Raw genomic sequence first — 14,312 nt, 5'->3', positions numbered from 1 at the left:
CTAACCACTAAAAAAACTATCATTCTTACCGAAACTATAAGTAAAGAGATAGGATCCAAGTCTATTAAAAACATTATTCTGGGGGGAGAAAATTGAAGAAGAAAGTAGTTACGATGTTATTAGCCTTTTTGCTGGCCGTCACGCCTTTTTTTACAAATGGCATTGCGAAGGCTGATTCTATCGACAACGAAGTTTCAGTGGCGCTTAAGTATTATACAGGGAATCCAACGAGTGTGAATGTCACCGTGCGGGGTAAATACAAGATACTGGAAAATCCGAATGTCATGCTGGAAGAAGGCTATGAGTATACAGTAAGTTATGATAGTGCTTCTGGAAGCATTGTTCTATATCGCGGAAGCAAAAAGTTAATTGCCACCTCCAGCATACATACTATACCGGTAAAGTATGGCTTGGATAATTATATCAGAATCAACGGCCGTGCTTATCTCGGAGATATGAACTTCAAACCTGAAAGCTCGAAATATGTGAGACCAGTCAATAAATTGCCGATGGAAGATTACCTAAAAGGAGTGGTTCCTGGTGAAATGCCTCCTTCATGGGATGTTGAGGCATTAAAAGCCCAGGCGGTTGCAGCACGGACTTATGCTATGAGCAAGATAGATATGACAATTGATGATACCGTGAACTACCAACGATATGACGGGTATTCTTGGTGGGATGCCAAACTGGCGAATTCAACTCAGGCAGTGAATGAGTCTAAAGGGCATTTTTTGAAATCCAACGGGAAGCTGATCACCGCTTTTTACAGTTCTAGTAACGGCGGATCCACTGAAAATAATGCTAATCTGTGGGGCGGAGTTGCGCTGTCTTATCTACCGGCACAGAAGGACCCTTATGATCCTGTTAATAGCTGGGACTTGAAGTTTTCCCAGCAGCAAATAAACATTTCTTCATTAGACCTTACAAAACCAGGAAGCTGGTGGAATTCAGTTAGTGAGTTCGATACTACAGTTGCAAATAATGTAAAGACCTGGATTAAATCCAACGGATACAGTAATAAAGATATTAAGCTTGTAAGTATCGATAAGGTTACAGTAAACCCGGAAAAAACTTCAGGGGACAGAAGGATTTCGGGTGGCTACCGTTTGAAATTCTTTGTAAAAAATGAGGACGGGAGCTTCCGCAGTAAAAACGGGGAAATCGAATTAGTCACCATAGGTAAAGAGGACATAGGTATTGCCACATTACGTTATATGTTCGGTACGTTGAAATTTAAAAGTCACATTGTAGACCAAGTTTCCCTCGATAATGGACAATACCTTATCAAGGGAAGAGGTTTTGGCCATGGAATCGGGATGAGTCAATATGGTGCCTTTGAAATGGCTAAAGCAGGAAAGGGTTACCAGGAAATACTTGATTTCTATTATCCTACTACTACGAATGAAAACTATATATATAACTCTATCCAAAATATACAGGGATTAAACCGATATGAAACAAGTGCTGCAATAGCAGATTTTGGTTGGACAGACACAGATGCGGTTGTCTTAGGCCGGGGAGATAACTCAGTGGATGCATTAAGCGGAAGTGTATTGGCCAAGAAAGTCAACGCACCGCTGCTTCTTACTAAGACAAATGAGCTTCCAGCTGAGGTAGAGCAATCTCTGGACAAGTATAGACCAGGAACCATTTATATCTTGGGGGGAGTTTCTGCTGTATCAGCTGAGGTTGAGAAACAATTGAAGGATGAGTATACGTCAAATGTTATCCGTATCAGCGGTTCAAACCGACATGAAACATCAGTGAAGGTTGCCCAGCAAGTTGATAATGCCAGCCATATTATCATCACATCAAATCAATCTGATTCACCGGATGCTCTTTCGATCGCATCATATGCCGGTACAAAACAAATGCCGATCCTTTATACTTCTCAAAGTAAATTAGAGAGTTCGATTGCCGACTTCATTAAGAACGAAAACGTACAAAAAGTGACAATAATCGGCGGAGATTCTGCAGTAAGTCTAGGGGTTGAAGATGACATTCAGGCTATTGTCGGAGCTGGAAATGTTGATCGAATTGCAGGAGCAAATCGATATGAAACTAGTGTTGAGATTGTAAAAGCTTTCGATTTGGATCCTAAGAAGCTATTTTTCGCAAGAGGAGAAGAGTTTATTGATGCCCTGCCTGGGTCAGTCCTTGCTGCAACAATGCAAGCACCGATCATCCTGGTAGGAAGAGATAAGCTTCCTGAAAGTGTCGAACAGTATCTCAATTCAACTTACACCTATATCCCTGCTATTCACTTCCTAGGTGGAAGCAGTGCGATTTCAGTAGACACCAGAAATCAAATAATCTCAGAAGTTCTTCATTAAAAAGAAGAGATCCTCTTCAAACCAAAAATTGGATTGAAGTGGGTCTCTTTTTGTATGGTCGAAGCTTTACGTACTGATTGGATTCTATTACAATTAGAGACAGTGTAAAATTAGCTATGAATTTAACAAAAACACTTTATTTAGTAAAAGAAGAGGAATGAACCCATGATTTCAAAACATGCTTTTTCGTATCTTTTATCCCATGGTGTACCGGCGATTGTCAGCTTCCTGAGCATTGCCATATTTTCACGGATGCTTGCTCCCGAAGAATACGGTACCTATGCTGTCGTTTTTGCCATTGCGGCCATTATCAATGCAGTTGTTTTCGATTGGCTGAAGATCAGCTTATTACGTTTCTATCCTAAGTTTGAACAAGAACCTAACTTTCTTGAAACGATAAAAGTTACCTTTGTTTCTCTTGCCCTGCTGACATTGACAGGCGGCATAGTTGTTTCTTTATTTTATGATAGTGAAGAATTGGCAGCCATCTATATATTCATTGCTGTTATCCTGTCATGGACACAATCCTGGCAAGGTCTGAACTTGTCCTTGGTTCGCGCTCAGCTGTCACCAAGAAAGTATGGCTATCTTGCATTCAGTCGTGCTACTGGCGGCCTCTTGTTCGGTTCTCTGCTCATCTATCTAGGGTTTGGAGCGAAGGGATTATTATTCGGGATTATGATTGGATTCTGGCTGACCCTGATCTATCCTACATTGAAATATTGGAAACCGTATCTTAAACCAAGCGCGTTTAATAAGAAGTATGTCCAAACCTTCTTTAAGTATGGCATGCCTCTTACAGTCACATTGATGCTGAGCATCATTATCCATAACTCTGACAGGCTTATCATATCGTATCTGCTGGGGAAAGATGCCACTGGAGTTTACTCTGTTTCATATGACTTGTCTGAACAAACGATTTTCACTCTAATGATGGTCATTAACCTGGCTGCCTTTCCGATCGTCATCAAAACCAATGAGACTAAAGGTCTTCAAGCGGCTTATGAACAAGTGAAAAAAAATACCTCATTATTATTGATGATCGCACTGCCTGCTGCCACTGGATTTGTTTTACTCTCCCCGAATATTGTTAATATTGTTCTGGGTGAAGCATACCGGGAAGCAGCATTGATTTTAATTCCATATATAGCAGTTGGGGCTGTCCTTAAAGGGTTTAAGTTATATTCAATTGATATCATGTTCCATTTGAGTCAAAAAACATCAATTCAAATGATTCCAGTCGCTATTTCCGCTGTAGTCAATGTAGGATTGAACTTCCTCTTAATTCCGAGGATGGGAATAGAAGGCGCTGCTGTTTCAACCATCATTGCCTATCTGCTCGCTGTCATTTTGAGCTGGATATTAGTCAAGTTGAGAATGGAAGTTCCATTTCCATTAGTGAACTTCTTGAAAATCGTTGTGGCGGTTGTAGTAATGGCGTTGGCGCTGTGGCCGATTAAAGATGCTATAGGGATCTGGATGGCAATCGTTCAAGTCCTGCTCGGAGGTTTGGTTTATCTATTGATGGCTGTTGTTCTGAATATCGAGGGCGTAAGAGATATTGTGAAAAAGAAAGCGTTTAAGAAGAGCGGTGCTAATTGAATCATAAAAAGAGAAAGTCCCGGTTGACGGGACTTTCTTTTTTTAATAGGTGGAATATTTTTAAGTGTATTTTCTTTTAATTGCAGTAGTGTCTGCCTTACAAACGGACATACCAGTGGAGCTTATGGAGGATAGCTGCCACAAGAGTCCAAAAGAGTAGTATCAACCCGGCAAAAGTAAGAGCAGGGTAAGAACTCCAAGATTCTATCCACTGTAACAGGGCGTTGTATAGAGTGGTGTTCTCTTGTGCCGGAACACTGCTGATAGATATATTCACCAGTATAGCGGTTAAGATGAATTTCCCGAAATAAATCAATAAGCTATTACGGCCAAAAGCTTCTATTAACCATGTAGGCTTTCTGATACCATTTGTGTTAACTGGTTTTTTGGAGTCATCAAAGAACAGATACATAAGCGCAAGAAATCCAATTGTGATGGCTGCGGAAGTTAAGGTGAAACTTCCGGTCCAAAGTCTCTTATTAATAGGAAGGAACTGATATGAAATGAATCCGGAGAATCCTATTGTAACTGCCAAGCCGCCTAATTTTAGTGAGACCCTGTCCCCTCTGTAGAGCATGATGAGTATTCCTGCTGCGTACCCAAGCAGGACATTCCCCAATGCGCCAGGAATTGTCAGGACACCTTCTGGATCATATCCCCGCTCTCCTTGCCAATAAAGGTGGTTCTCGCTTATAAGCATCTTATCTGCTGTTATTCCAATGTTGCAGTCCGCTTGCGGAAGTCCCTGGGTACATTCCTGGCTGTAACTTAGCAGCAGTCCAGTGTGAGAAGAGACAATAATCAATGCAAGGATTGCAGCTCCCCACCAAGACCGGATGATTCTTGTCAAAAGCACCAGCAGGATGCCGGTCACCGCAAACACCTGCAATACTCCAGTGAAACGCAGTGTGGAAAAGTCCAGATTCCATCCGACGATGATATTAAATATAAGTCCCAGAATGATAAAGCCGACTGTTCTTTTTAATAATTTTCTCCATTTAACTTTTTTAAAATAGGCAATCGCCATCCCTGCTCCAAAAAGGGTCATAAATGCAGGGAAAACCAAATCCGTAATTGTAAGGCCGTACCATTCAGCGTGGTGGAGGAACTCGTAGCTTCCAGAAGGAAGGTTCCCCAAAAATACTGAAAGCAAAACCACTATTCCTCTTGTTAAATCAACTGATTGTATCCTGCTTTTTGGTTTGGGTGTTTCTGTAATAAGCGGTACTTCTGTTTCTTGTCGTTCAGCAAGCAATCCATCTTCCTCCTGTCTATGTAACTCTCTATTTATTGTAATATAGTTGGAATTTGAAATGTGAAAAATATATAAATTTGTAAAATGATGTTAGATTATGAAGGGGAATGAATTGCCGCTTCACCGCATTAACGCATTGAGGGACAGTCCCCTGTTACTTTAAAGTAACAGGGGACTGTCCCTCTTTTTAGGATGTTAGTTGGCGTTGTAGACTAGTTTATCCAGGTTCCAAGCCATTTCTAATGAGATGGCTTGGGGTCCGCCAAGGATGTGGTAGCCTTGCCTTTCTGGATAGGATTCTATTGCTTTCTTAATTACAGGTAATTTGTTTTCTTTTACAAGTATGATAGGGCTTCCGGTTTTAGACGCCATGCCGCTCGCTGTGAGGGCATCAGGAAAGTTTTCGCCGGTTGCAAAGATAAGGTCTCTTGCGGTGTTACTCTTATCAAACTTACTATGCACCAGATAATTGGTTTCATATCGATCTGCTCCGGCTACTCTCTCTGAATTGGGAATATCAGTGGTGATACTATCCGACAAAACATTCTGCCCGCCAATTAAATAAACCTTTGAAACTTGATGATCCTTGATATAGTGAGCTACTTTGTCCGATACTTCATTTTTTTTGACGAAGAGGACAGGGTATTGGTAACTGCCGCTATAGGCTGCTACTGATAGAGCATCCGGGTAATTTTCCCCTGATGCCACAAAGACTTTATCAGTGGAATAGGGAATCAACTTGTTGACTTCCACTGCTGTTTCATAGCGGTTAATGCCACTGACTCGAATTGTTTTTAAGTTGATTTCTTTCAACTCTGAATCCACTTCGCCTGAAATTGCACTTTCGCCACCTATAATTATTACACTATCGGCATTCAGTCTGGAAATTTCTTCTTTAACTCTTTCGGATAGAGTGTGTTTTTTTACAAGCAGAATCGGACTGTCAAGGTAGGATGACAAGGGTGAGGCTGCCAGGCTGTCAGGGAATTTATCTCCACTGGCGAGAATGATGAATCTTCCTGAAATCCTATTATTCTTCCACGTAATACTTCTTTCACTTAGTTCATCCCAGTTATTCTTCGAGATTTCTACTGACGTTTCGACAGAGGTTATCCCAGATAACCTGTTATTATTCTCTATGGTATCTAAAGCATTTAAAGCATTGATGGTGCCATGTCCCAAATCATATTCGCTTTGTAACGGAACAGCAGACTGTTCAATAATACGCTTTACTTGAAGACCGGTTAAGTATGGGGCTTGCTGCCGCAGCATAACTCCCAAAGAGCTGGCTATGGCGGTAGACATGCTTGTTCCTTCCATGGCTTTATAACCATCAATCCACGTACTGTAAATATTAGTACCGGGTGCCGCAACACTCACCTGAAATCCGTAATTTGAGAAGGGGGCCTTTTCAAATGTCTTGGTGTCTATACTAGCAACACCGAGCACATCTTCATATGCTGCAGGAAACATTACAGTATCATCATAATCATTGCCGGCAGCACTCACAAGCAGGACATCATTGCTTACAGCGTAATCGATTGCCTCCTGCAATGACCTCATTGTATAGTAGCTTCCCAGGCTTAAGTTTATTACATCTGCACCATGATCTACCGCATAATATATTCCTTTAATGATCGTGGACATATACCCAGTGTTGTCATCAAATACTTTTATTGGCATCAAGTTAACTTTATGAACAGTCTCAGTCTTGCTATTGCCGGAGAAAGAATTTATTAATCCTGCCACATGTGTGCCGTGGCCATTCAAATCGGAAGGGGGCTGTGATTCATCAATGAAATTTTTCCCTTCTATTAAATACGGTTCTAAATCGGGATGATCTAAATCAACACCAGAGTCGACAACCGCAACAGTAATTGAAGACTTAGGCGAGAACCTTTTCATCGCTTCATCATTATGTATTGCTGCCGCTATTTGTTGCTGGCTTTCTTGATAGGCTTCACTGGTGGTATTCTCTAGTACGTGTACCAATCGATCTCTTTCTACATACTCAACGTTTGGTTGCTTTTGTAAGTTATAAATCACTTCTTCTGCTTTGGAACTTGGAACCGATAGAACATCAATGGAATCATCTTCATTGTCCACTGATAATGCACTGACTTCTCCATCATTCTTATATTTTACAATTAATTTGACTTGATCTTCTGCTTTTGAAATCGTAAAGGGATAAGCGAGAGAGACCAGTACCAACAAGAGAATGGAGAAGACTTTTCTAGTAAACAATTTGCAGCACCTCTTTTATTAATTGTATCTATTATGCTATTTTATCTTAATTTTCAAAAATACTAAATGTGTATTATTACCAATTTTATTCTGTTAAAAGGAAATAAAAAAAGGCCGCCGTAGCGTCCTTTATCAAAATGATAATGAATCTGTATCTACTTCAAAATCAATCGTTTTTACAAAGTCACCTTTCGTTTCTGTTGTAAGCCAAACTTCCAGTGAATAGGAACCAGGAGTTAAAGCAGGGAAAGATAGATCTGTTGAATAAGTTTCTCCAGGAGAGACTACTTGTTCTGACATCACCTGCATGAAAGCTTTATCTTTGCTGTATTGCTCGACCACTTTTCCGTTTTTCTTAAGGATGTAGTCGTATCTTTGACTTGTTCGAAACTTTAGAATGAGATCTTTATCAGTATTGTTATGCACTGTATATACAAACTCATTCAGTCCTTCACTGCCTTCAGCCTTGTTTAATGTAGAATACACACCTTGCCGCATGTTTTCCTCTCCCGCCTCTTGATCTTTTCCTGTGTCACCGTTCGTTTCGTTCTCACTATTATTTGTAATATTGCTTGAAACTTCTTTAGAAGTTTCGTTATCCTCAATCGTTTGATCATTTTGCAAGGTTATAACTACCCAAGATATTAGGGAAGCTAAAGCAATGAATGTAATAAGCCATCTGGCCATGGATTATCCTCCTAATTAGAATCATTTATTAGTGATCTCACGTTGGAAAAACATAGAAGGTAGTTCCTTCTATGATAAATAAATATCTTTTAACAGACAAGTTTTGCGTTAGGGGAGCGGGGTACATATCATAGTATGTACCCTGCTTATAAATAAGTATGAATAATTTAAAGCTTGTTCTACAATTAAGTAACAAAATGAGTTTTTGACACTAATTATGCTATAATAACAATTGCTTTTGATATTCTTGGAAATACATATTAAGATGAGGTGTTAATTATGAAAGTGAAAAAGGCGATAATTCCTGCAGCCGGCTTAGGAACAAGGTTTTTACCTGCTACCAAGGCACAACCGAAGGAAATGCTACCTATTGTTGATACACCTACTATTCAATACATAATTGAGGAAGCGGTCTCTTCCGGAATTGAAGACATCCTGATTGTCACAGGAAGAGGGAAGCGTGCGATAGAAGACCATTTCGATAAAGCTCTATTGCTTGAAGATATGCTGGAGTCAAAAGGCAAATATGAAGAACTTGAACAAATCAAGAGGATCTCTGATATGGCTGATATACATTATATCCGCCAGAAAGAGCCTAAAGGGCTGGGGCATGCCATTTGGTGTGCTCGGAAATTTATAGGTAATGACCCATTTGCCGTCATGCTTGGTGATGATATTGTCGTTTCTGAAAAACCATGCCTCAAGCAGCTGATTGAGAGATTTGAGGAAAAGCAAAGTTCAATTATCGGAGTGCAGGAAGTCCCTGATGAGGACGTTTCTAAGTATGGCGTCATTTCTCCGATAGGAACAGTCGACGGGGATCTTGTTAAAATAAAGGATCTTGTCGAAAAGCCTCCTTTGGAAGAGGCACCATCCCGCCTGGCCATCATGGGCCGGTATGTGCTGACACCGGAAATATTGGATATCCTTGAAAATGTTGAACCGGGCAGCGGGAATGAAATTCAGCTGACAGATGCTCTGAAAGAGTTGAATCACCAACAAGATATGTATGGCTATCTTTTTAATGGCAGAAGATATGATATAGGGAATAAATATGGATTTGTTCAAGCTACCCTTGAATTTGCTTTAATGAGGGATGACTTAAGAGAACCATTGACAAAATGGCTGAAAGAAATCATTAACGACTGATGAAGGAGTAATATACATGAATGTTAGTGTTATCGGAACAGGCTATGTAGGTCTGGTATCAGGAGTGTGCTTTAGTGATATCGGCAATAAAGTGACCTGTGTAGATTTGGATGAGACAAAGATTAACAATTTGAAAAAAGGCATCGTTCCTATTTATGAACCCGGTTTGAAGGAGCTTGTTGTCAAAAATACCGAAGAAGGCAGATTATTTTTTACCACTGATCTTTCTCAGGCTATGAAGGATGCAGATGTTGTTCTCATTGCTGTAGGTACTCCTGAAAAGGAAACAGGGGAAGCTGACTTAAGGTTTGTTGAAGCTGTAGCGAAGTCCATCGGGGAAAACCTTGATGACTATAAAGTCATAGTCACAAAGAGTACAGTTCCAGTAGGGACCAACCGATATGTGAAATCCATTATTTCAGAGCATTGCGGGCACGAGAACTTTGACGTGGCCTCTAATCCCGAATTTCTCCGTGAAGGTTCTGCTATTCATGACACGATGAATATGGAAAGAGCGATCATTGGTGTTGAATCGGAAAAAGCTGGAGACATCTTAACTGAGCTGCATAAGCCGTTCAATACGGAAATTATGGTGACAGATATTGAAACAGCTGAAATGATCAAGTATGCTTCCAATGCTTTCCTTGCAACAAAAATCAGTTTTATCAATGAAATCGCTAATATCTGTGAAAAACTGGGTGCGAATGTCATTGATGTCGCCAAAGGAATGGGCTTGGATGCCCGCATTGGAGCGAAGTTCCTGCAGGCAGGCATTGGGTATGGCGGTTCTTGTTTCCCTAAAGATACCAAAGCACTTGTCCAAATTTCCGGGGAAGTGGAACACGACTTCCAATTGCTCAAGTCTGTAATCGAAGTGAATAATAAACAGCAAAGAGTATTGATAGACAAAGCTATAGCCCGTTTTGGCAGTTTGTCAGGTAAGAAAGTAGGGCTGCTGGGACTGGCTTTCAAGCCGAATACAGATGATATGAGGGAAGCTGCTTCGATCGTCATCTCAGAGGAACTTGTAAAACAAGGGGCTTCTGTAAAAGGCTATGACCCAATTGCAAGAGAAACAGCGGCAAAAGTCCTGCCGCAGGAAGTCGAAATTGTATCTTCAGTCAACGAGGCTATCGAGGACGCAGATATCATCATGATTCTGACAGAGTGGGATGATATTAAAAATATTGATTTGGAAATGATTGCAAACCTGCCTTCTAATCCAGTTTTATTTGATGGAAGAAACTGCTTCTCGCTGGATGAAGTAGCTAAATATAATTTGGAATACCATTCAATTGGCCGTCCTTCACTGATATAAATAATAACCCTGTTTATTTTTGGAGAAAAATGTCGTAAAATTGAATAGTCATAATAACGGAAACTTAGGATGGAATCAAAATAATGATTCCATCCTGAGTTTTTATGTTCAATTGATTTCTTCAGGGAGTATCCAAGCTTGTATTAAATCCAATACTAAAAAGGATCACCCGGCAAAAATAAACTGTTCTTTCATTGTTTATATACATAAGAAAGTCAAGAAAATTAGTGGAGGGTTATAATGGAGAGGAAAATAAATAGGTTGCAATGGATTTTTCAGGTTTTACTAGTTACTCTCCCAGTATTATTTATCTACTTTATATTTAAATCGGGATATGTAACATCCACTAAAACAACCTTATTCTTAATGATTGTCTATATGGGTTTTATCGGAGTACTATTATGGAAGAAAAGGGCGGCAGAAAACCTTCGTTTGGAAACTGTTTTGCTGTATTTGTTGATTGCTTCAGCATTCTTACAGGCCTCTTTCTTTGTAATTGAACTGGGTCCTTTCAGTTTATTCCCCTATCGTCTGCTGTTTTTATCGGTAACGGCCCTTCTTGTGCTGACCGTTCTCTTTAATCGCGGGTTCATTTATGAAGTCGATCTCAAGGTTAAGGGATATGCAGCGTTTTTGGTATTTTGGTTAATTTATGCATTATTGTCATTTACTTGGGTAAAGAATATTGTCGATGCCATTAAATATTTTGTTGTCATAGGCATTGGAATAATGGTTATCTTCTTAGTGGTGCTTCTTTTCAGGAAGTTCTCTAACTACATAATTTTTTACTATACATGGATATTCATGCTTGTGATTGTGACAGCCATTGGTGTATGGAATCATGTCACTGAACATCACCTGGTGACCTCGGCTATCATTAATGAGCCACCCCACAAGCAGCACATCCCTACATCGGTGTTCAAGAATCAGAATGACTTTGCCAGCTATCTTGCGATTAGTGTGTTTTTCCTGTCGGCATCTATAAAATATATTAAAAATTTCATCTATCGGTTAGCCTGCCTGGGTTTGCTTGGTGTCATGCTTTACCTTATTTATGTAACAGAATCAAGGGCGAGTATTTTAGCCATTGTTATCGGAGCGGCAGGCATGTTTTTCTTATGGCTGTCCACCAAAAATAAAAAACGATTGGTCATAGCGGGGGCTGTTTTGGCAGCATTGTTATTCATCGTTAAGTTTGATACTTTTTATAATATATATAATAAGGTAACGGAATTTAATCCTGCTCTTCAGGTAACCGATTCTAATGATATGCGAAGAAACCTGCTCCTCAATTCCACCAATTTCATTATAGATACCTATGGTTTCGGTGTCGGTTCTGGAAATGCGGAACATTACATGAAGTATTACAAGGAGTACCCTACCGGAGGTATCTTGAATGTCCATAATTGGTGGGTTGAGATATTTGTGGATTTCGGAGCTGTAATATTTATAGGATATGTCCTTTTATTTATTGGATTGATTTTTCATATATACCGATTCTCCAAAATGTCGGTAAATCGATTTGAAAAGATGGTCAGTCATGCTCTTTTGGGGAGTTTGATTACATTGTCGTTTGCCAGTATAAGTCCGAGTTCAATGTCTAATCTTAATTATTATTGGATTCTTCTTGCTTTTGCGTTAGGCTTTGTAAACTGGAGCCGGATAAAGTATTCGAATAAGGGGGTATCTTAATGAAAGTACTGGTACTCTCCCATTTATATCCTTCAACAGTCCATGAGACCAATGGAGTTTTTGTCAATGAGCAGGTAAAGGAACTAGCTGCCCAAGGGTGCGACATAACAGTTGTTTCACCCGTTAAGCTTGCTCCGTTTCCATTAAATAAAGTAAGCGCTAAATGGAAAGCGTATGCTGATTGTCCTTATGAGGATACAAGAGATGGGATAAAGGTTTATTATCCAAGATATATCTCACCGCCTAAGATGATATTGTTCAAACATACTGGACAGTTTATGTATAAGGCTGTTGAAGATCTTGTCAGCAAACTTCATAAAGAACAAAATTTTGATTTAATACACACCCATGTGGCACTGCCGGACGGTGCAGCAGCATACCGCCTTTCCAAAAAGTTAAATCTACCTTATGTATTAACTATTCATGGACAGGATCTGCAAAAGACGGTCCATAAAAACGAGGCTTGCAGAAGGGAAATCGGCAAAGCCATTGAAAATGCTGAAAGACTTATACTTGTAAGCAATAAATTGGCGAGGTTGAAAGATAAATTTTATCCGGAAATTAACACTCCTGTTTCGGTTATTTTCAATGGAGTCAATAAATTCTTTTTGCAAAAAGATGTAGTAGAAAGTAAGGGAGAATCTTATTTTTCAACTGAAGGCCCTAAATTGCTGAGTGTTTCCAACTTGTATACAGAAAAAGGGATAGAGGATAATATCAGGGCAGTTAAAGAATTGACCAAGAAATATAAAACCCTGGAATATATTATCGTCGGAAAAGGATATGATGAGGATAGACTGAAAAATCTCGTTTCAGATTTAGGACTTACTAATCATATTAGATTCATCGGTGCTAAAAAGAATAATGAAGTGAAACAAATAATGCGGCAATGTGATATATTTACAATGCCAAGTACAAATGAATCTTTTGGAGTTGTCTACATAGAAGCAATGGCCTGCGGTAAACCGGTTATTGGCTGTTACGGACAAGGTATTGAGGATATTGTAGAGCACGGTAAGACCGGTTTCATGGTCAATCCGCACAGTCCTGACGAAATTGTCCAGGTCTGTGAAGAACTCTTGACAGATGATGATTATCGTGCAGAAGTCGGCAATGAAGCATATAACGTTGTCTTGAAGAGATTCACCTGGGAAATCGCAGCAAAAGAAATTGTAACCGTATATCAAAACTCGTTATAGTATGGAGGCATTATGAACGAATTAAAAAGCCTGTTTAAAAGTATTGGGAGTAGAATAAAAAAATACCTATGGGTTGTAATTTTGATTCCTGTTTTGGCAACCGTGTTGTCACTTTTTGCAGAACCTCAATTGACTGTCCAAAAGAAGACAGATCCTTATTTAGCTACCGCTGAAATTCAGCTTGGACAGTTTGGAGATGACCAGGTCAATAATCCTGATCAAAGTATTTATTACTTGAAAAGCACCAGCTTTTTGAAAAGTGCAGCTGAGGAACATGGTATAGAGACAGATGTAGAGGAATTGAAGCAAAGGCTGGAAGTAGTCAAGGAAACCAACCGGCATATTAAACTTACTTATATCGGTGACGATAAAGGAGCCCTTGACACTTTAGAGGCTATTGTGAACAGTTTTATGAGTCTAAGCGAAGAGCGCTATTCAGAACGTGTGGAAGTTGCCCAAACATCAATTGAAGAATTGCAGGATAAAGCTGTGGCACCGGAAGCAGAAGTGGAGAAAGATAAGTTCCTTTACCAATTAAAAGCTGATCTAACGGCGTGGAATGATGCTCAACTTACAGAACCAGTCCAGTTGATGGGAGAGGCTGAAGAGGAAGTCATCCAAGCGGAGCTGCCAACTTCCGACCCTGTCAATCGTGCTGTTCTTGGCTTGCTTGTCGGAATAATGCTGGTTGTGGTCATCATTGTCACACCTGAAATCTTTGTAACCAGAAACGAGCGTTTATAGAGCGCAGAGAAAAAAACGACAACTTCAATTTAAAAAGAATCTGTATTAAGGTGCAGATTCTTTTTTATTTTGAGCACATTATAAATAAA

General features: G+C 39.8%; 10 protein-coding genes. 7 read left to right on the top strand and 3 right to left on the bottom strand.

Translation table 11 applies throughout. The features are described 5' to 3' along the window. Window positions 1-92 precede the first annotated feature (92 nt). On the top strand, window positions 93-2,333 hold the full coding sequence (locus ACOJQI_RS20340; RefSeq protein ID WP_421381523.1) for a SpoIID/LytB domain-containing protein: 2,241 nt from the start codon (window positions 93-95) through the stop codon (window positions 2,331-2,333). A 165-nt stretch (window positions 2,334-2,498) separates the two neighbouring features. Next, window positions 2,499-3,935 (top strand): lipopolysaccharide biosynthesis protein, encoded by a 1,437-nt coding sequence (locus ACOJQI_RS20335; RefSeq protein ID WP_421381521.1) that lies wholly within the window; start codon window positions 2,499-2,501, stop codon window positions 3,933-3,935. 97 nt (window positions 3,936-4,032) lie between these two features. On the opposite strand, the gene ACOJQI_RS20330 is transcribed toward ACOJQI_RS20335, so the two are convergent. The 3 genes from ACOJQI_RS20330 to ACOJQI_RS20320 form a co-directional block, all read right to left on the bottom strand. Continuing rightward, window positions 4,033-5,190: a heparan-alpha-glucosaminide N-acetyltransferase domain-containing protein gene (locus ACOJQI_RS20330; protein WP_421381520.1), complete on the bottom strand. Its 1,158-nt coding sequence runs from the start codon at window positions 5,188-5,190 to the stop codon at window positions 4,033-4,035. 195 nt (window positions 5,191-5,385) lie between these two features. Then, window positions 5,386-7,434 (bottom strand): cell wall-binding repeat-containing protein, encoded by a 2,049-nt coding sequence (locus ACOJQI_RS20325; RefSeq protein ID WP_421381518.1) that lies wholly within the window; start codon window positions 7,432-7,434, stop codon window positions 5,386-5,388. A 132-nt stretch (window positions 7,435-7,566) separates the two neighbouring features. Continuing rightward, entirely contained in the window at window positions 7,567-8,121 is a 555-nt protein-coding gene (locus tag ACOJQI_RS20320) for a BsuPI-related putative proteinase inhibitor (protein ID WP_421381516.1), read from the bottom strand. A gap of 279 nt (window positions 8,122-8,400) precedes the next feature. Between ACOJQI_RS20320 and galU the strand changes: the two genes are divergently transcribed. From galU to ACOJQI_RS20295, 5 genes are all read left to right on the top strand, one after another. Beyond that, window positions 8,401-9,270 (top strand): UTP--glucose-1-phosphate uridylyltransferase GalU, encoded by an 870-nt coding sequence (galU, locus tag ACOJQI_RS20315; protein WP_421381514.1) that lies wholly within the window; start codon window positions 8,401-8,403, stop codon window positions 9,268-9,270. A 16-nt stretch (window positions 9,271-9,286) separates the two neighbouring features. Beyond that, window positions 9,287-10,588 carry a UDP-glucose dehydrogenase family protein gene (locus ACOJQI_RS20310; RefSeq protein WP_421381512.1) on the top strand — a complete coding sequence of 434 codons (1,302 nt, stop codon included), beginning with the start codon at window positions 9,287-9,289 and terminating at the stop codon, window positions 10,586-10,588. A 240-nt stretch (window positions 10,589-10,828) separates the two neighbouring features. Next, window positions 10,829-12,280: an O-antigen ligase family protein gene (locus ACOJQI_RS20305; RefSeq protein WP_421381510.1), complete on the top strand. Its 1,452-nt coding sequence runs from the start codon at window positions 10,829-10,831 to the stop codon at window positions 12,278-12,280. Next, on the top strand, window positions 12,280-13,479 hold the full coding sequence (locus ACOJQI_RS20300; protein ID WP_421381508.1) for a glycosyltransferase: 1,200 nt from the start codon (window positions 12,280-12,282) through the stop codon (window positions 13,477-13,479). Before ACOJQI_RS20305 ends, ACOJQI_RS20300 begins: the two co-directional genes overlap by 1 nt. A gap of 12 nt (window positions 13,480-13,491) precedes the next feature. After that, on the top strand, window positions 13,492-14,223 hold the full coding sequence (locus ACOJQI_RS20295; protein ID WP_421381506.1) for a hypothetical protein: 732 nt from the start codon (window positions 13,492-13,494) through the stop codon (window positions 14,221-14,223). Window positions 14,224-14,312 lie beyond the last annotated feature (89 nt).

Source organism: Bacillus salacetis (assembly GCF_049177075.1).
GTDB classification, from domain to species: domain Bacteria; phylum Bacillota; class Bacilli; order Bacillales; family Bacillaceae_B; genus Rossellomorea; species Rossellomorea salacetis_A.
The sequence above is the reverse complement of the archived record's forward strand: the minus strand, read 5'-3'. Positions and strand labels throughout refer to the sequence as shown.

Bases quoted from the DNA above. Each gene is read 5' to 3' on its own strand.
- ACOJQI_RS20300 (WP_421381508.1), top strand. From the start codon at position 12,280: ATGAAAGTACTGGTACTCTCCCATTTATATCCTTCAACAGTCCATGAG.
- ACOJQI_RS20305 (WP_421381510.1), top strand. From the start codon at position 10,829: ATGGAGAGGAAAATAAATAGGTTGCAATGGATTTTTCAGGTTTTACTA.
- ACOJQI_RS20295 (WP_421381506.1), top strand. From the start codon at position 13,492: ATGAACGAATTAAAAAGCCTGTTTAAAAGTATTGGGAGTAGAATAAAA.
- ACOJQI_RS20320 (WP_421381516.1), bottom strand. From the start codon at position 8,121: ATGGCCAGATGGCTTATTACATTCATTGCTTTAGCTTCCCTAATATCT.
- galU (WP_421381514.1), top strand. From the start codon at position 8,401: ATGAAAGTGAAAAAGGCGATAATTCCTGCAGCCGGCTTAGGAACAAGG.
- ACOJQI_RS20310 (WP_421381512.1), top strand. From the start codon at position 9,287: ATGAATGTTAGTGTTATCGGAACAGGCTATGTAGGTCTGGTATCAGGA.
- ACOJQI_RS20335 (WP_421381521.1), top strand. From the start codon at position 2,499: ATGATTTCAAAACATGCTTTTTCGTATCTTTTATCCCATGGTGTACCG.